This window comes from Methylophilus glucosoxydans, from assembly GCF_042676145.1.
GTDB lineage: Bacteria > Pseudomonadota > Gammaproteobacteria > Burkholderiales > Methylophilaceae > Methylophilus > Methylophilus glucosoxydans.
In genome coordinates this window covers 1,653,276-1,670,165 of sequence record NZ_JBHTJW010000002.1, presented here as the reverse complement: position 1 = coordinate 1,670,165, position 16,890 = coordinate 1,653,276, and the positions used below count along the sequence as shown (strand labels likewise).

The window sequence follows — 16,890 nt, the reverse complement described above, 5'->3', positions numbered from 1 at the left end:
TTACATGGCCTTTTTTTATTGGATTAGCCCATGTGGGTCATATCGCACGGTCTGGTTTTACCGCATTATTCACCTGTCAAATTTATTTTATTTGGGAGATGGATTGTGAAAAAAATTATCTACAGCTTCGTTGCCGCGAGTGCTTTAATGTTTACAGGCGTGGCGTCTGCGACCTCAACTACTACGAATATTTCAAATACTGGCTCGCAAACATTTTCTATCAATGTGGTTGACACATTATTTAATGCCTCTTTTGATGGCTTGGGGATTTCTGCAGTCACCTTGTCAGGTCCTGCCAATTACTCTTTCTCACAGAACTTTATTACTGATACGTGGGAATTTAATACCACTAACTTTGCGCCAGGTTTGTATAACTTGAATGTGACTGCGTTGGGCGCATGGACTGGCCAATATACGACCACACTGGGCACCTTCATCCCAGCAGCGCCAGTGCCAGAGCCTGAGACCAATATGATGATGTTATTTGGCTTGCTAGCAGTTGCTGTTGCTTTTGGCAAAACAAAATCAGCCTAATTCTATTTCCTTTTTGGAGTGATCATCATGCGTCAATTATTTAAAAACAGTATTATCGGCCTGGCGTTTCTTGGGATGTCTACAGGCGCTTTTGCAGCCACCTATTCATTTAATCAAACCAAAGGGATTGCCATTCCAGCGATTAATGAAACTGGAAGCTTTGTGTTAAGTGGCTATGCTATGTCAAGCTCGGCAACAGTTCTGGATATTAAAAATGCTGCTGGCGATGTGGTCTTGAGTTTAAATAAAAACACTGCAACCAACCAGTTTGCATTGGGTTATACCTCCTTTATTGCCGGCAGTTACACTTTGTCTTTTAACTCGGCGGTATTGGATGCAAAAGGCTCTTTTAGTTCAGCCTTGGGGTCTATTAGCGGTCAAACTGCAATCGGCGCATCTCCAGTGCCAGAACCAGAGTCTAATGCATTAATGTTGATGGGTTTGGGTGTGCTTGGTCTGATCGTCCGCAGAAAACTTGCTTGATTTTTGCGCGTATGAAAAAGCCAGTTGCAATCATGCAACTGGCTTTTTTGTTTACACCTAGCGTTGATTGTAAAAGTGAGCAATCCGTTGCGCTGCGGCAATTGTTTCTTCGTTGGAAGCTACTAGAGCCATTCGAATAAAACCTTGTCCAGGATTGACGCCATGCGCTTCACGGGCAAGAAATGATCCAGGCAACACGGTGATATTCAGGTCTTGATAGAGCTGTTTGGCTACAGCAGTATCATCTTGCTCGGTATTGATCCACAGGTAAAATGCGGCATCAGGTAGTTGCGTTTGTGGCCAGACAGTTTGCAAGCGTGGTGTGACGGCCGCAAATTTCTCACGGTAAAGTGCGCGGTTGTGTTGAACGTGCGCTTCGTCATTCCAGGCCACGATACTTGCAGCTTGTACGGCGGGATTCATGGCGCAGCCATGGTAAGTGCGGTATAGCGCAAACTTTTCTACAATCTCTTCATCCCCTGCGACAAAGCCAGAGCGCATGCCAGGCACATTTGACCGTTTGGACAGTGAGCTGAACATGACGATGCGTTTAAAGTCGCGACCAAGTTGATGCGCGGCTTGCAAGGCACCAACGGGCGGCTGCGCTTCATCAAAATAGATTTCCGAATAGCACTCGTCTGAGGCAATCACAAATCCGTATTGATCAGAGAGTTCAAACAGCGTTTTCCAGGCCGCAATGTTCATGACTTTGCCGGAAGGATTGCCGGGACTGCAGACAAATACCAATTGCGTGCGCTTCAGGACCTCACTAGGTACTTGCGTGAGGTCCATCACAAAGTCATTCTCAAGGGTCGTATTGATAAAGTAGGGCTGGGCGCCTGCCAGAAATGCAGCACCTTCGTAAATCTGGTAAAACGGATTGGGCGAGATGACCACTGGCACTTGTGAGCCCGTGTTGTCTATCACCGCTTGCGCAAAGGCGAATAATGCTTCGCGGCTGCCATTAACCGGCAAGATGGCTTTATCGATATTGAGTGCCGGGATCTGGTAGCGGCGCTGTAGCCATTGATTGATGGCTTCACGCAAGGCCGCTACGCCGATTGTGGTAGGATAGCTGGCCAGTCCACTCAGGTTGTTCGCCAGTGCTTCAGAAATGATGGCTGGCGTGGTGTGCTTGGGCTCACCGATAGACAGGTTAACGTGGCAATACTCAGGATTCGGCGTCAGTCCTTGAAACAAGTCGCGCAGACGTTGAAAAGGGTAGGGTTGGAGAAGATTTAAATGTGGATTCATAGGTGTGTATTATAAGTGACGCTTTCGCATAAACAAAAAGCTTCGCAGCAAAAAAAGTGGGCATCTTTGGCGCTGGTGTATGGCGCCTTGTGCTGGGGCGTGATTTGGTACCCTTACCGGCTGCTGAATGAGGTCGGTCTGTCTGGCGTGCAATCCAGCGTACTGAGTTATTTCGTGGCCTTGGTAATTGGTATGCTGTTGTTCTGGCGGCGGGCGGCGTATATCTCGCAGATTCCTTTTTCAGCTTATGGCTTAAGCCTGGTGGCGGGCTGGACCAATCTCGCTTATGTGTTGGCGGTGATTGATGGCGAAGTCATGCGGGTCATGTTGCTGTTTTATCTTTCGCCATTGTGGACGCTGCTGTTGGCCAGAATCTGGTTGCATGAGCCCTGGCATCTGCCGCAACTGGCGGCGATAGGCTTGTCTTTGCTTGGTGCGACCTTGATGCTGACAGACGGCCTATGGATTTGGCCGTGGCCACAATCCACCTCAGATTGGTTAGCGTTATCCGCCGGCATTGGTTTTTCGCTGACCAATGTGATTACCCGTTACTCCACCCACCTCTCAGTTGCGGCAAAAGGCATGCTGGTGTGGCTGGGTGTATTTGGCTTATCTATGTTGGTATTACTCTGGCTCAATGGGGTGAATGGCTTTGCATTTATCACGGATGTGACACCCATGATGGGGCTTTGGTTGGTGTTGATCGCATTGCTACTGGTTTCTGCCACCTTGCTTGTCCAGTATGGCGTCACCAAAATCCCGGCCATTCAAGCCTCAGTGTTATTTATGACCGAGTTGATTGTCGCCGCCATCGCCGCCTACTTTTTGGCACATGAAACGATGTCTGTAACAGAAATGATGGGCGGCCTCTGTATTATTGCCGCTGGCGTATTATCAGTCGTCACCGCGGAGACGGAAGATTCAGCCGCTGGGTAAAAGCAATTGCTGATACGCCTGCTCAAGCTGGCAGCAGAAGTTGTCCGGGCTAAACAGGCGATTGGCATGGTTTTGCAAGCGCGCTTTGATGGCGGCTAATGCTGCTGGCGTTTGTGCCAGCATGACCGCACGTTGCTCCAAAGCCTGCCAATCCTGGCAAATACACTCCTCCAAGCCGAGTTGTTTGAGCAAACTTGTGCTGACGCGTGCTGGGAAGGTGCTGCCGTGCACGGTAAGCAGAGGAATGCCTTGCCACAGCGCGTCACTAGCAGTGGTATGGGCATTGTAGGGTGCGGTGTCCAGCATTAAATCTGCATGCTGCTGCCTGGCGATGTGTTGCTCGATACTGGTGCGCGGCGCGAAAATCAAACGATCAGCAGCGACGCCCAGTGCCATGGCGGCGTTTTTCAAATGCTTGGCTGCCCAGACATTGCCTTCGAGCAGCCACAATACGCTGCCTGGGAGCTGTTTTAAAATCCGCATCCAGCAGGCAAACACCTCAGGCGTAATCTTGAAACTCTGGTTAAAGCAGCAGAACACAAAGCCTTGCGCTGGCAAACCATGTGAGTGGCGGCTACCTGCGTCTGTAGTGGGTCGACGTGCATTATTCGGTTGATAGCAGGGCAATATGATCGCTTTCTCTGCCAAGGCCACTTCTGCCAAGATTTCATCCACGATAATCGCATCGTATAGCGGTACCCCATTAAGCATGCCCATGCTGCCGGGATACCCCAACCAGTTGACGTGCTTGCGCGCCGGTTTATAAGCGGCGACGCCACTGCGACTGCGTTGAGTAAAGCCGGTTAAGTCTACCAGCAGGTCAATCTCCGCTGCGCGCATATGCTGCGCCACCGCTTCGTCTGTCATGTTGCTGATTTCCAGCCACTGATCTGCGGCCGCATGAAAAGCGTGCCATTCGGCAGACTGATCATTGTGGCTATTACTATATAACAGTATTTCAAACTGCTCGCGATGGTGTGCAGCGATGACCTCAGTGACCAAATAAGCCAGGGGGTGTTTACGAAAATCCGAGGATAGATAAGCCACTTTAATGCGTGCACCTGCTGATTTGGCCGCTGGCGGAGCCAGTGGTTGGATGTGCGCGTAATGTTGTTGCGCCCAACGGCTGGCACAGGCTAACTGCTCCTGATCCGAGGTGCCTGGCATGGCCAGAAAGGCAAATGGCGGGATTTGTGCCTGAGGCAGCGCCTGTAACGCGTAACGCACCTCTGCAATGGCTTGCTCAAGCCCTTGCCAGTCAGCCATATGCTGCTTTTGATGGATCCAATGCACCTTTGCGTGCAGCAGTTTGGGATTTAATTGCAGGGCACGCGCATAGGAAGCCACTGCCAAGTCCAGCTGGCCTTGCTCACGGTAGGCATTGCCCAGATTGTTATGGCATTCTGCATCTTGCGGATCCAGTTGCAATGATTGCTGGTAGTGCTGGATGGCTAGCGCGGTTTGCCCAAGTTTGCGCAGGCTATTGGCCAGATTAAAATGCACATCGGCCTGCTGCTTGTCTTGTGCCAGTGAACGCCTGAAAAAGGTGGCTGCCAAAGTTTCATCTCCGCGCAGGCTGGCCACATTACCGAGTTGCATCAATATCTGCGGATGTTCTGGCACCAGTTGCAGGGCGTGCTGAAAAGCGCTTTCCGCCGCATTGGCTTGCTTGGTTTGCAAATAATACCGTCCCAGCTCGTAATGCAGTTCCGGGTCATCTGGCGTGCGGCTGAGCTGCTGCTGAAGTTTGGCTAGCTGATCAGTCATGTTTTCTCTTGCTCACTAAACGGCTGTAGCAATGGCTTCCAGCCGGCCTGTTTAAACAATAACCGTTGCGGATGCAGACCTAGCCAAAAAGTATCCTCAGAGAGTTGTGGCAAGGTATGGCCAAAATCTTGCAGCATGCGTCTGGCTAGTATGGCTGCACAATAAGGGGCTGTCATCAGGCCTTTACTACCGTGCGCTGCATGCACATACAGCCCTTGTGCAGCGGGCAAGTCAGCGAAGCTGTTGACGGACGCATGACTGTCCATTAAGTCTTGTAACGGCAAAAGCGGACCCACATAGGGTAAATAATCCGGCGAGCCACAGCGTAGCGAAGCCCGTGCCGAGATCACGGCCGTGTGCGCCACTGGACCAAATTGTGGACTGAGCGTGCTCACCATATGCAGATTTTGCTCGCTATCTTCAGCACGCACGCTGGTATCCGTTTCGCCTGGCGCAAAGGTGGCTCCCATGGCATGCGTTCCTTGATGCGCTGGGGTTAGATAGCCATCCCCACACAAGATGGTACGCAAGGGTTGCATCGCCGGTTGCGCGGCAATCACCCCCATTTGTCCACGCACCGGATTGAGCCACATCCCACTCTCAGGAATTAAAGCTGCCGCTTCAGCCGCATTACACACCACCACGGCATCAAACGTGCCCAAGGGGCTGCTATCACTGAATAGCTGCCAGCCGGAAGAAATGCGTGAAAGCTTGTCGACCGCCTGCGCTAAATGCAACCTAATTTTTGGCTGCTTCAACATCTGCTGGCAAGCCCGCACCGGATTGACCCAGGCCCCGTGCGGGAAATATAAGCACTCATGGCCAATCTGAACGCCCGCGCATTCGCTGGCTGCTGCTGCCGTCATTTTGTGGAGCAGTGGCGTATCGACGCCAAGCTGTTCATAGCGGGCGGCAACTTTTTGCACGCGTTTATGTTCACGTGGGCTGCCACCGAGTTGTAATAACCCGACGCTCTGGAAGCCGTCGTCGCCCAGATTGAGCTGCGCATAATGCCGCAGGCTATAACTATAGCTACGCCAGGCGAGCTGGTCATTCATCGGTTTTTCGGCATTGAGCCTGGGATAGAGCATGCCTCTGGGATTGCCAGAGGCCCCCGTAGCGACTTGCGCCGCACGCTCAAACACATGCACTTCACAGCCGAGCGACGTCAATTGATTGGCCGTGCTGCAGCCCGCAATGCCTGCACCTATGATGGCCACTTTAGGCAGCGGGTTGATCGCTGATGCAGTCGTCGTGGGCCAATTTCCACATAACATTTCACGCTTGTTGCCAAAGCCTTTAGTTTTTTGGACTGCAAATCCGGCGGCTTGCAAGCCGCGCTTGACCACGCCCGCACTGGTAAAGGTGGCAAACGTGGTGCCTGCGTGCGCACAGGTGGCCATGCTTGCAAATAAATAAGGTTGCCACATTTGCGGATTTTTGGCCGGCGCAAAGCCATCGAGAAACCAGGCATCTGCCTTCAAAGTGAGCTGAGGCAAATAATGCGCACTGTCCCCGATAAACAAGGTCAGGCTGGCCGAGAAGGAAGGCAGCTCAAGCTGGTTAATGCCGGGCTGTAACAAGTGATATTGTGCGCAGAGCGCCGCGCTTGCTTCGGCCAGTTCTGGAAAATGCGCATGCGCGGTTCGCAAATCCTGCAAGGTGAAGGGCGCAATTTCGACGCTGACAAAATGCAGGTGGGCGTGAGCAGGGGCGGTGTCACGCCAGAGCTTGAGAGCCGCCAGAAAATTGAGGCCGCTGCCAAAGCCCGTCTCTACAATGACAAAATGACTCGCTGTGTCGGTCGGGAGCTGCTGCCAGCGTTCAGCCAAATGGTTATGCTGCAAAAACACATAACGGGTTTCTGCCAGCCCATGCTGCGGATGCTCGGGACTGACAGAAAAATAAACATCATCGAATTCGGGGGAGTAGGGCAGGCCATTGCGCCACTCCAAGACTGCATGTGTACTCATGCCGCCAAGTTTATCATGGCCGGAGCATGCGCTGCTTTAGGCCACGCGCTTAAGCTGACGATAACCAGGTTTGGCCAACAGCAAATGCACGTCGCCCAGCGCGCATTCTGCAAAGCCACCCTCGCAATAACTCAGGTAAAAGTCCCACATACGAATAAAGGTCTCGCTATAGCCCAGCCGCTGTACGGCATCGATGTTGGCAAAAAAGTTTTCCCGCCATAGACGCAAGGTGGTGGCATAGTCCAGGCCAATATCCTGCAAGTCCACCAGCCGCAAGTCACTGGCGCGCGTCATGCTGGCCAGCATGGCAGTGTTCGATGGGATATTCGAGCCTGGAAAAATATAGCGCTGGATAAAATCCACGGAGCGGATGGCACTGTCATAACGCTGATCCGCAATTGTAATAGCCTGAATCAATGCAACACCGTTGGGCTTCAATAACTGGCTGACTTTGTTGAAATACGTGTCGTAGTATTGATGACCGACCGCTTCTATCATTTCGATTGAAACCAGTTTGTCGTATTGCCCATGCAGATGACGGTAATCCTGCTTGAGCAGCGTGATGCGGTCTTGCAGTCCTGCTTCCGCGATTCTGCTTTGTGCCAACGCATATTGTTGCTGCGAAATGGTGGTGGTGGTCACATGGCAGCCATAGTGTTTGGCCGCATAGCTGGCGAAGCCGCCCCATCCCGTGCCAATCTCGATCACGCGATCGTTGGCGCTAAGCTGTAATTTCTCGCAAATGACCTGTAACTTACGCTCAGAAGCCGCTTGTAAACTAGCGGGTTCCGTGTCAAACATGGCAGAGGAATACATCATGGTCGGGTCCAGAAATAACTGGAACAAGTCATTGCCGAGGTCATAGTGCGCGGCAATATTCTTTTTGCTGCCTGCCTCGCTGTTGCTATTGAGCCAGTGAAACAGTTTGAGTACGGGCTTGCTTAGCCATTGATAGCCGCCTTCCAGTGTGTCCATGACAGATTGATTAAGCACCATCAGGCGGATCACATCGGTTAATGTGTCTGCTTGCCAGTAGCCCAGCATATACGCTTCCCCCGCACCAATGCTGCCGCCAAATGCAATTTCGCCATAAAAACGCGCATCAAGCACGGTAATGCTGGCTTGAATCTGGCCTGGATGTTCTTGGCCAAACACATAGGTTTCTGTGCCATCTACAAGCGTAAGCTGGCCAATCTGCAGTCCTAACAGGCGTTTGAGCACCTGCGATTTGGCCAGTTGCGCTACCCACTTGGCGCGGCTTTTGGCCTTGAGCGGTTTGGTCAGGGTGTCCGTTGGCAAGGATGAAGGACTGGGAAGGGTATTCATAGTATTCAATTCGGCGTCAGGTATTTTGATCAGGATGGGGATAGAACGGCACTTTTTTGAGCCAAAGCCGCAAGGCTTGCCAATAAATGGCGGCAATCACTTTCAGTGTCATCCATGGGTACTGCCATAACAGGCGATTCAAAGTAGCCGCCTGCCAGGGCTGTCTGTTTAATTTCAAGGTGGCAAAAAACATGGACTGTTGATCACGCCAGTTTTGCATATGCACGTTGATGACCTCCGCCGGCAACGAAAATTGCCATTGATACTGGATATCCATAGGCATAAATGGCGAAACATGAAAGTCTTTTTTGAGGCTAAATACTCCGTTCACGGCCGTATTCATGGCATGCACATAAGCAAATCGTTCTTTCCATGGAGTATTGGTAATGTGGCTCACAATCGCTTGTAATTGGCCTTGCTCATCGTGGCAGTAATAAAAACTCACCGGATTAAAGCAAATGCCCCAGTAACGGCAATGCGTCAGCAAGCCGATGCGGCCCAGTGGACGCTGCCCGGTTTCCTGTTCAACCAGGTTACGCACGCTGACATCCAGCGGCTCGTGGCTGGGCCCCAGATAATCCTGGCGCCGGAAATAAGCCAGATTTGGTTTAAGATAAGACCATAAGCGATTGTTTTTAAATAGCTTTGGCAATTCATCCAGATCCAGATACAACATAAACAGCTGGTAGCGAAAACCATGCAGGGTTGGCTGCAGCCGCTGATGGCTCACCCAACCCGTATAAATGGCACTTTGCAAACTATCTGTTTGCAATGCTGCAGGAGGACTCATAAATGCATCGCCTGAAAATGTTGGATGGCCGCCAGAGCACTGACCACACCGTCCTCGTGAAAACCGTTGCGCCAGTAGGCGCCTGCATAGCCAGTCCGGTGTTTGCCACTAATCTCAGCATGGCGGGCTTGTGCCTGGGCGCCTGCAAGCGTGTACAAAGGATGGCGGTAGTGCAGCTTTTTAATCACCTTGTCTGGCGCGATGGCATCGGTGTAGTTCAAGGTAACAAGTAAAGGCTCGCTGGACTGGATGCCTTGCAGGATGTTCATGTTATAGGTGACCTGCACCTTGCCTGTCGCTTGCGCCGTAACGTGGTAGTTCCACGCCGCCCAGGCTAGCTTGCGTTGCGGCATCAGACGGGCATCCGTATGCAGATATACCGTGTTATCCTGATAGGGAATGGCGCCTAGGATGTCGCGCTCGGCCGTTGTGGCCTCAGCGCCCAATATCTGCAAGGCTTCATCACTGTGGCAGGCAAAAAAGACAAAATCAAACCGCTGTGATTGCCCGTTTTGCGTGGTCACGCTGACGCCCTGTGCATCGCGTTGCACAGCCTGCACTGCTGCATTGAGCTGGATACGGTCACGATAGCCGGCAGTGATTTTTTCCAGATAGCGCGCAGAACCGCCGACGATGGTGCGCCACTGCGGCCGCTGGTCTACCGTGAGCATGCCGTGATGGTGAAAAAAGCGCACAAAGAAGCGGGCAGGGAACTGAAGCATCTGTTCGGCATCAGTTGACCAGATCGCGGCCCCCATAGGCACGATGTAGTCGCGTATGAATTGGCTTGAATATCCCTGCTGTTTTAAATAGTCACCCAGCGGAATTTCATCGCCTGCAGCGAGCAGAGCCAGTGAGGTTTTGTTAAAGCGCAAGATATCCAGAATCATGCGGTAAAACGCTGGAGACAGTAAGTTGCGGCGCTGGGCAAACAGACTGTTTAACGTCGTACCGTTATATTCCAGCCCGCTGACTTCGTTGCGCACGCTAAAGCTCATGTTGCTGTCACGCCAGGCGACACCGGTTTCACGCAAAATGTGCTCAAACTCAGGATAGGTTTTATCGTTAAATACAATAAAGCCAGTATCTACCGCATGCTTCTGGCCACCAACCGTCACCTCATGTGTGTGCGTATGGCCACCGATGTAGTCGTTAGCTTCAAACAGGGTGATGTCATGCTGCTGATGCAAATAATAGGCAAGGGTATTACCAGCGATACCGCCGCCGATAATGGCAATCTTTAATCCCATTACAGCGGCCTTTCCTGATGATGCTGATCGCGCACCTCAACTGGCACTTGCTTTAAATTCCAGATTAACCCCAATGCAGCCAGTATTCTCAGTCCGTAATAGGTCAAATCAATCTCCCACCAGTAAAAACCTTGTTTGACCGAACCCGGAAAATGATGATGATTGTTGTGCCAGCCTTCCCCCAGCGTCAGCAGGGCAATCAGCCAGTTATTGCGACTGTGGTCGCGCGTGGCATAACGGCGGCTACCCCAGACATGCGCCAAGGAGTTGACACAAAAAGTGGCGTGATAAAGCGCCACGGTGGACACCACAAAGCCCCACACCAGTAACTGCCAGCCGTTGGTTTGTAATTGTGGCGCATAATGTGCCAGCGTAGTCCCCAGTAAAAAGATGCCTAAAGCCAGTGCGAGCGGCACCAGGCTGTCAAAACGGTCCAACCAGCAGAGTTCACGAAAACGCGTCAATTCACGCACACGCTCTAATTGCGTCTTGAAATTGGCATGGCTCAGAAACCAGCCTAAATGACTCCACAGCAAGCCATGCTGGTGTGGGGAATGGATATCTTGCGGCTGATCTGCATGCACATGATGACTGCGGTGGTGGGCGGCCCACCACAAAGGACCGCGCTGTACTGCAGTGGCTCCAATCAAGGCAAATAAGAACTGTCCAGCGCGCGAGGTTTGAAAGGTCTTGTGGGCAAAATAGCGGTGATAAAAGCCGGTAATCGCAAACATGCGGATCAAATAAAGCCCGATGGCAAAGGCCACCGCAAAAGGACTCCAGCCCACCCAATATAAAGCGATCAGGGCAAGATGCAGGCCAACAAACGGCAGCACCCGCCACCAGTCTATGCTCTCCGCATGCGCACTGGCTGGCGGCTGGTAGCGCTGGTTATCCAGCCAGCCAATGAGCCGCCATAGCAGCCCGGTGATTCTGTGTTGCATGATTCGTCCTCTCTCAAATACGCGTCGCCTGTTGCGCGTATGGTGATGTTTGTTTGATCAACAACTCACCCTTTTATTGTGGTTGATGCTTGAAAACCTCTAGCTTGCTGGTGTCGTAGCCCATGGCCCTGATTCTAGCGACCAGTTGTTCATAGCTGGCCTGATCCAGTGTTGGTTTCCTCGACATCAGCCAGACATAATCCCGTTTGTTACGCGCAATGATCGTATGCTGGTAATCCTGGTCCAAGTAAGCAATCAGGTATTCTGATTTGAACGGCCACACAAACTGCATGCGCCACTCGGCATTGCCAGTGCCCGGCACAATAAAACCCGTCGGGTGATAGACTTTAAGTGGGCCTGTGAAACTGCCCTGACGAAAGCTGAAAGTAGTGGCAATACTGCCATCCGAAGTCTTTTCATAGCGCTCAACCGGATTGTAAGGATCCTTTTCAATGAAGGTCGGGATCGCTGCAATCACATACCAGTCACCCATAAAACGGTCCAAATCCACTTGCTCAACCGTTTTAATCGGAGGCAAGTTTTGGCAAGCGGTCAGAGAAAAAATACCCATTATACAAATCACTTTAAATAATTTATTCAACATATTGATTAAATGAGTTTATATTTAATTTTATAGCCTTCTGGCGTAATCGACTCCAACGCCACCCACTGCTGTTGCTGATCGTACCAAAGCGTAATTTTCAGTTTGTCTTTGCCCTTTAAACGGCCATTGAGCCGATATTGATGGGTGAGGGTGGTCTGACCTTTCACCTCTATAGTTTTGCTGCCTTCATCCGTGACAGTCACATCCAGATATTCTGCATTTTGTGGGTTAAGTAAACGGGATTGCTTGAGTATTTCGGGATTCCAGTAAGCAAAGGTCATGATACAGCCTAGCAGGGTTTGCGTACTGCCATTTTTATCAAGTACAAACTTATTATTTTGTATCGCCCCTTTGACGTCGGTGATTTCTTTATTTTCCTCGGTGTGTGCCGTCAGTTGAGACAGGCAGTTGCCTTGCCACTGTTCATCGGCCTGGTGCTGGTAGCGATAGGCATTAATAAACAGCACTTTGACCTTGAAATTGGCGCGGCTTTGCAATTGGTTCTGATCCAGGCTAAAGGTGTGCGTCCCAATTTTTTTCTGGTCCAGATAGACCTCAAATGACCACTCCTGCGCCTGTAGGGGAACAGCGAATAACAGCGCCAGGCCAGTTAAAGTGTGTCGCGTGGTAACCTTAGTTTTCATTTTTCAGCTCGCTTGGGTATCCCGGGAATAAATGCATTAGTATTTTTGACGTATTCGGCATACCCGGGACGACGGCTGTGGATAGTCTGCTCCATCAAACTCACACCACTGACTTTTAACAGCAAGAACGTCATCAAAAGCGGAGACACCCAAACCCAATAGCTCGCTGATGACGCCGCCAACAGCGCAAATCCCCACCAGATCAGACACTCACCAAAGTAGTTTGGGTGACGGCTGTAGCGCCATAAACCAGTATTCAGTACTTGGGTTTGATGTCCGGCGGAAGCCCTGAATCGTGTGAGCTGCAAGTCCGCCACCACCTCCCAATATAGACCGAGCACAAATAACAATACGCCGGCCAGGTCCAGCCAATTCAACGCAGCAGTGCTTGAGATGGCCGCGAACAGTGGATAAGAAATGATCCAGGCCAGCAGCGCCTGAAAAGCGAACACAATGTAAAGGCTTTTCAACCAGAAATAAGGCTCATTGTTTTTGCGTATCGTGTCATATCGATGATCTTCTTTGCCCCAGTTGCGCCAGGTTAAAAAAATACTCAACCTTAGCGACCATAAGGTCACTGCGAACAGCACCAGGCAGGCGCGTAATGAAAGGTCTTGCAGGAATATGGCGGTGACATAGGCCGTGATGGCAAAGAACAGGCTCCACATGCTATCCACATGACTGTAGTGTTTGGTGATAAAACTTAAGAACCAGCCGCAAAGTGCAAACAACACAATCGCGATCAGCGCGTAGTAATAAATCATGTTTGCTCCAAAGCGAGAGACTCGTTAAAGCGATGACGTAACCACAGCATGAGTGGTAACAGAGTGGCCCATTCAAAGGCAAACCAGGCCAGGCTGTAAAGGCTTGGTAATTGAATAGCCCCCACACTTTCAGCCCCTAAATAAGCAAGGGGGCCGAACACTGCCCCCAGCATGAACGCCAAGGCATATTTGTGTTGTAACCAGCGCATGCTGACGTTCAGCGTGGTGGCAAAGGCAAGCCATAAGGCCAACATCCAGAGTGGGATGTAGGCCAACCACTGCGTATGGTTTTCAAATAGGATCCATTGCAACTTATATGCAAATTGGTCTGCCACTGCGCCAATCACTGCCGTCAATAAGAGCGGCAACGTTTGCGACCAACCCTCGACCAGCGATAAATGCAGCAGGGTATAGAGCAACACTGTAGCGAAAACGGCTGTACTCAAGCCGGGTTTAGCGGACAATACGCACAGCCACCAGATCACTTGAAAAGAAATAAAATTAAATATAATCAATTTCTTATTGGTCATATTTAATCTTTCAGATTATCGTTTGGCAAATAAATAGTGGCTGACCCACCAGGTCTGGCCATGGTTGTAACCGAACAGTTCTGCGCAGGCCATGAAAAAAATCCGCCAACGTTGACGCCACATTTCTGCATCGGCCTGGCCATAGATAGACGCCAGGACAGGGGTCAGTGCCTGATGGTTTTGGTCCATCAGTTGCAGCCAGGCATTCGCCGTTTTTTCATAATGCGTACCATCCCAGCGCCATTTGTCTACCAGTTTCAAATCATCCTGAAAATACAGCGGCAAATCATCACTAGGCATCATGCCACCACTAAAGAAATACTGGCTCATCCAATCATCTTCCGCTTTGACATCAAAAGCATAAGGGGTGTAGCGGTGGACAAAAATATGCTTGAAAAACAAACCACCCGGCTTCAGCCAGCGCGCTACTTTGCCATAGAGCACTTGGTAGTTGCGCATATGTTCAAACATTTCAACCGAAACAATGCGGTCGTAAGTTTGCTCGGTATCAAACACATTCATGTCTGCAGTGAGGATATGAATGTTTGACAGACCACGCGCTTTTGCCTGACCCATAATATATTCACGCTGCGAAGCGGAGTTTGAGACCCCCGTAATCTGCGCCTGCGGATAATGGCTGGCCATCCATAGCGTCAGCGAACCCCAGCCGCACCCCAGCTCTAAGATATGTTGACCATCCTGCAACTGGGCATGTGCACAGGTTTGCGTAAGCGCAAGTTGCTCGGCTTCATCAAGCGTACGTGTGTCCGGCAACCAGAAACAGCTACTGTATTTGCGATTGCGGCCTAAGCAATATTGATAAAAATTGGCAGGTACTTCGTAATGCTGTGCATTGGCTTTTTCAGGCAGTGGCGCGACCTCTGCCTGAGCCATTGCCTGCACAAATTGGACCAGACTTGACTGCGCTTGCTCACAATCCTGTTCAGAAATTTCTTCCAGCCTTGATTTGCACAGGCGCTGAATGCCTTTTCGGATCAAAGCATCAGAGAGGTAGCCTTTTTCAGCCAATTTTAAGGCAAATGTTACAGGTGAAGTCATGATGATAATTATTGTATTAACTAAATGATTCTAGTATAAGTCCATTCGTCCTTCCGATTAGTTTCATGGATAGAAAACTTTTTATCACATCCAAAATTTAGGTGAATGTTGCTGGAGTTTACAGAGGGATATGCTGAACTCGTTGCCGGATAAGTTTTAGGTGTATACTAACCTGTATAGTTAAAAATATAGCCGGGGTTATCATCATGCAAAACAACACTTCGACCGTATGTGCTGTAGTGACACTTTCTGTCATGCTTTTGGCTTGTTCGCATGCCAGCAAGCCAGAAAAAACGGCTTCGCCCAATGTCGATTGGCCAAGTTATGGCTTGAATCTGAAGGCGCAGCGTTACTCTGCTTTGTCTCAAATCAACCAGAAAAACGTCCACCAGCTTGCGCTCGCCTGGAAAGTGGAAACCGGTATAAAAGCCACGTTTCAAGCCACTCCGATTGTGGTCAATGGTGTGATGTATGTCAGCTTGCCCTACAACCATGTGTTGGCGCTGGATGCAGCGACGGGTCAACAGCTATGGAAATACACGCACGACCGCAAACCAAACTGGCCGATGTGCTGCGGTCCAGCCAACCGTGGCGTAGCCGTGGCAGAAGGCAAAGTGTTTATTGGTACAGTGGATGCCAGGCTGATTGCATTGGATGCCAGAACGGGCGCAAAGCAGTGGGATATTGATGTCGCCGCTAATCAGGTGAGTACCGAGCACCAGGACGCCTTAAGTGGTGATGATCCCAATAAAACCCGCAAAGTGACAGGGGGCACCGGGGTAGGCATTGCGATGGCCCCGGTTGTTTACAATCATAAGGTCATGATCGGCATTACCGGTGTCGGCTATGGCTTGCACATTGACAATCCACGCAGTGATGCGCCTTTGGGCGCGGTGATCGGCGTCACTGGCCGTTATGGCCGTCCAGGCTTTTTGGCGGCTTATGACGTGAATGATGGTCATCAGGTCTGGCAGTTTGATACGATCCCCAAGCAGGGTTGGGAAGGGCAGTTTGTGACTAAAACGGCCGATGGCAATCAGTTTCACAGAGACACCGCCGCTGAACGGACAGCACTTAAAGACTACCCTGACGCCGCAAAATTTGGCGGGGGCTCAGCCTGGAGTACACCAGCCATTGATACCGCAACCAATACCCTATACTTTGGCACAGGCAATCCCTCACCGCAAATGAACGATATTTCGCGCCCAGGAGATAACTTATATACAGTTTCTTTAGTGGCGCTCGATACCGAAACCGGTCAATACAAATGGCATTATCAACAAGTTCCTCACGATCTTTGGGGCTATGATCTGGCAAGCCCACCAGTACTTTTTGACTATCAATACTATGATAAGACTATTCCTGCCGTGGGGCAGGCCAGTAAAACGGGCTGGTTTTACATTCACGATCGCAACACTGGTCAGTTCTTGGCCAAGTCAGCCCCATTTGTGCCACAACACAATTTATTTGCCAAGCCAAGTCAAGAAGGCACTGTCATCTATCCAGGCATTTTAGGCGGTGCCAACTGGTCACCTGTCAGCCTCGATGAAAAACATCAGAAAGTTTATGTGGCTGCAATGCATAGCCCGATCAAATATACCGTTCACGAAACCACAGTGAATCCGGGCGAAAAACCTATTCGCTATGCGGCCAGTGAACCCACAGACGACCCTAGATGGGGTGTACTCAGTGCAATTAATCTGACTGATGGCAATATTTTATGGCAGCGAAAAACGAATCAACCATTGGTTGGCGGTGTTCTGAGCACTGAAGGCGGTCTGCTTTTTTGCGGTGAGGGTGCTGGTGCATTTGCTGCATACAACAGTAAAAATGGTGATGTGTTATGGCAATATCACTCGCAATATGGTGTGAATGCGCCACCAATTACATATATGGCTAAACAGACTCAATATATTGCAGTGGTGAGTGGCGGTAATTCATTGTTCGGTTTTAATCAAGGCGATGCAATCTTGGTATTTAAGCTTTTGCAGTAATGCTAAGTATCTATTTAATCTATTTTATAGATTAACAA

Annotated in this window: 16 protein-coding genes; 4 read left to right on the top strand and 12 right to left on the bottom strand. The window is 50.5% G+C overall.

Annotated features, from left to right (window positions below; genetic code table 11):
- The first annotated feature begins 105 nt into the window (after nt 1–105).
- Entirely contained in the window at nt 106–534 is a 429-nt protein-coding gene (locus ACFQ1T_RS10635) for a hypothetical protein (RefSeq protein ID WP_379076379.1), read from the top strand.
- Between the two features lie 27 nt (nt 535–561).
- Nucleotides 562–1,017, top strand: coding sequence for an FxDxF family PEP-CTERM protein (locus ACFQ1T_RS10630; protein WP_379076376.1), 456 nt, complete (start codon nt 562–564; stop codon nt 1,015–1,017).
- A 57-nt stretch (nt 1,018–1,074) separates the two neighbouring features.
- On the opposite strand, the gene dapC is transcribed toward ACFQ1T_RS10630, so the two are convergent.
- Nucleotides 1,075–2,271, bottom strand: coding sequence for a succinyldiaminopimelate transaminase (dapC, locus tag ACFQ1T_RS10625; protein WP_379076373.1), 1,197 nt, complete (start codon nt 2,269–2,271; stop codon nt 1,075–1,077).
- 15 nt (nt 2,272–2,286) lie between these two features.
- Here dapC and ACFQ1T_RS10620 point away from each other — a divergent pair, with 15 nt between their 5' ends.
- Nucleotides 2,287–3,207: a DMT family transporter gene (locus ACFQ1T_RS10620; RefSeq protein ID WP_379076370.1), complete on the top strand. Its 921-nt coding sequence runs from the start codon at nt 2,287–2,289 to the stop codon at nt 3,205–3,207.
- On the opposite strand, the gene ACFQ1T_RS10615 is transcribed toward ACFQ1T_RS10620, so the two are convergent.
- The 11 genes from ACFQ1T_RS10615 to ACFQ1T_RS10565 form a co-directional block, all read right to left on the bottom strand.
- Entirely contained in the window at nt 3,193–4,974 is a 1,782-nt protein-coding gene (locus tag ACFQ1T_RS10615; RefSeq protein WP_379076367.1) for an O-linked N-acetylglucosamine transferase, SPINDLY family protein, read from the bottom strand. The genes ACFQ1T_RS10620 and ACFQ1T_RS10615 overlap by 15 nt on opposite strands.
- Complete coding sequence (gene mnmC / locus ACFQ1T_RS10610) at nt 4,971–6,947, bottom strand: bifunctional tRNA (5-methylaminomethyl-2-thiouridine)(34)-methyltransferase MnmD/FAD-dependent 5-carboxymethylaminomethyl-2-thiouridine(34) oxidoreductase MnmC (RefSeq protein WP_379076364.1); 1,977 nt, start codon at nt 6,945–6,947, stop codon at nt 4,971–4,973. The genes ACFQ1T_RS10615 and mnmC overlap by 4 nt, the downstream gene beginning before the upstream one ends.
- A 36-nt stretch (nt 6,948–6,983) precedes the next feature.
- On the bottom strand, nt 6,984–8,273 hold the full coding sequence (locus ACFQ1T_RS10605) for a class I SAM-dependent methyltransferase (RefSeq protein WP_379076361.1): 1,290 nt from the start codon (nt 8,271–8,273) through the stop codon (nt 6,984–6,986).
- Nucleotides 8,274–8,289: 16 nt separating this feature from the next.
- On the bottom strand, nt 8,290–9,063 hold the full coding sequence (locus tag ACFQ1T_RS10600) for a DUF1365 domain-containing protein (RefSeq protein WP_379076358.1): 774 nt from the start codon (nt 9,061–9,063) through the stop codon (nt 8,290–8,292).
- Complete coding sequence (locus ACFQ1T_RS10595) at nt 9,060–10,313, bottom strand: NAD(P)/FAD-dependent oxidoreductase (RefSeq protein WP_379076355.1); 1,254 nt, start codon at nt 10,311–10,313, stop codon at nt 9,060–9,062. Before ACFQ1T_RS10595 ends, ACFQ1T_RS10600 begins: the two co-directional genes overlap by 4 nt.
- Entirely contained in the window at nt 10,313–11,257 is a 945-nt protein-coding gene (locus ACFQ1T_RS10590) for an acyl-CoA desaturase (protein ID WP_379076352.1), read from the bottom strand. Before ACFQ1T_RS10590 ends, ACFQ1T_RS10595 begins: the two co-directional genes overlap by 1 nt.
- 73 nt (nt 11,258–11,330) lie before the next feature.
- Nucleotides 11,331–11,828: a lipocalin family protein gene (locus tag ACFQ1T_RS10585; RefSeq protein WP_313989159.1), complete on the bottom strand. Its 498-nt coding sequence runs from the start codon at nt 11,826–11,828 to the stop codon at nt 11,331–11,333.
- Between the two features lie 38 nt (nt 11,829–11,866).
- Nucleotides 11,867–12,505 (bottom strand): DUF6134 family protein, encoded by a 639-nt coding sequence (locus ACFQ1T_RS10580; protein WP_379076349.1) that lies wholly within the window; start codon nt 12,503–12,505, stop codon nt 11,867–11,869.
- Nucleotides 12,502–13,269, bottom strand: a complete 768-nt coding sequence (locus ACFQ1T_RS10575; RefSeq protein WP_275355156.1) for a DUF1295 domain-containing protein — start codon at nt 13,267–13,269, stop codon at nt 12,502–12,504. The genes ACFQ1T_RS10580 and ACFQ1T_RS10575 overlap by 4 nt, the downstream gene beginning before the upstream one ends.
- Nucleotides 13,266–13,799, bottom strand: a complete 534-nt coding sequence (locus ACFQ1T_RS10570) for a DUF2878 domain-containing protein (protein WP_379076346.1) — start codon at nt 13,797–13,799, stop codon at nt 13,266–13,268. The genes ACFQ1T_RS10575 and ACFQ1T_RS10570 overlap by 4 nt, the downstream gene beginning before the upstream one ends.
- A 15-nt stretch (nt 13,800–13,814) precedes the next feature.
- Nucleotides 13,815–14,858, bottom strand: coding sequence for an SAM-dependent methyltransferase (locus ACFQ1T_RS10565; protein ID WP_379076343.1), 1,044 nt, complete (start codon nt 14,856–14,858; stop codon nt 13,815–13,817).
- Between the two features lie 206 nt (nt 14,859–15,064).
- Here ACFQ1T_RS10565 and ACFQ1T_RS10560 point away from each other — a divergent pair, with 206 nt between their 5' ends.
- Nucleotides 15,065–16,852, top strand: coding sequence for a pyrroloquinoline quinone-dependent dehydrogenase (locus ACFQ1T_RS10560; RefSeq protein WP_379076340.1), 1,788 nt, complete (start codon nt 15,065–15,067; stop codon nt 16,850–16,852).
- Nucleotides 16,853–16,890: the final 38 nt, after the last annotated feature.

What these genes read in the sequence shown, in the direction of transcription:
- ACFQ1T_RS10630 (WP_379076376.1), top strand. Translation starts at nt 562, where the DNA reads ATGCGTCAATTATTTAAAAACAGTATTATCGGCCTGGCGTTTCTTGGG.
- dapC (WP_379076373.1), bottom strand. Translation starts at nt 2,271, where the DNA reads ATGAATCCACATTTAAATCTTCTCCAACCCTACCCTTTTCAACGTCTG.
- ACFQ1T_RS10615 (WP_379076367.1), bottom strand. Translation starts at nt 4,974, where the DNA reads ATGACTGATCAGCTAGCCAAACTTCAGCAGCAGCTCAGCCGCACGCCA.
- mnmC (WP_379076364.1), bottom strand. Translation starts at nt 6,947, where the DNA reads ATGAGTACACATGCAGTCTTGGAGTGGCGCAATGGCCTGCCCTACTCC.
- ACFQ1T_RS10605 (WP_379076361.1), bottom strand. Translation starts at nt 8,273, where the DNA reads ATGAATACCCTTCCCAGTCCTTCATCCTTGCCAACGGACACCCTGACC.
- ACFQ1T_RS10600 (WP_379076358.1), bottom strand. Translation starts at nt 9,063, where the DNA reads ATGAGTCCTCCTGCAGCATTGCAAACAGATAGTTTGCAAAGTGCCATT.
- ACFQ1T_RS10595 (WP_379076355.1), bottom strand. Translation starts at nt 10,313, where the DNA reads ATGGGATTAAAGATTGCCATTATCGGCGGCGGTATCGCTGGTAATACC.
- ACFQ1T_RS10590 (WP_379076352.1), bottom strand. Translation starts at nt 11,257, where the DNA reads ATGCAACACAGAATCACCGGGCTGCTATGGCGGCTCATTGGCTGGCTG.
- ACFQ1T_RS10585 (WP_313989159.1), bottom strand. Translation starts at nt 11,828, where the DNA reads ATGGGTATTTTTTCTCTGACCGCTTGCCAAAACTTGCCTCCGATTAAA.
- ACFQ1T_RS10580 (WP_379076349.1), bottom strand. Translation starts at nt 12,505, where the DNA reads ATGAAAACTAAGGTTACCACGCGACACACTTTAACTGGCCTGGCGCTG.
- ACFQ1T_RS10575 (WP_275355156.1), bottom strand. Translation starts at nt 13,269, where the DNA reads ATGATTTATTACTACGCGCTGATCGCGATTGTGTTGTTTGCACTTTGC.
- ACFQ1T_RS10570 (WP_379076346.1), bottom strand. Translation starts at nt 13,799, where the DNA reads ATGACCAATAAGAAATTGATTATATTTAATTTTATTTCTTTTCAAGTG.
- ACFQ1T_RS10565 (WP_379076343.1), bottom strand. Translation starts at nt 14,858, where the DNA reads ATGACTTCACCTGTAACATTTGCCTTAAAATTGGCTGAAAAAGGCTAC.
- ACFQ1T_RS10560 (WP_379076340.1), top strand. Translation starts at nt 15,065, where the DNA reads ATGCAAAACAACACTTCGACCGTATGTGCTGTAGTGACACTTTCTGTC.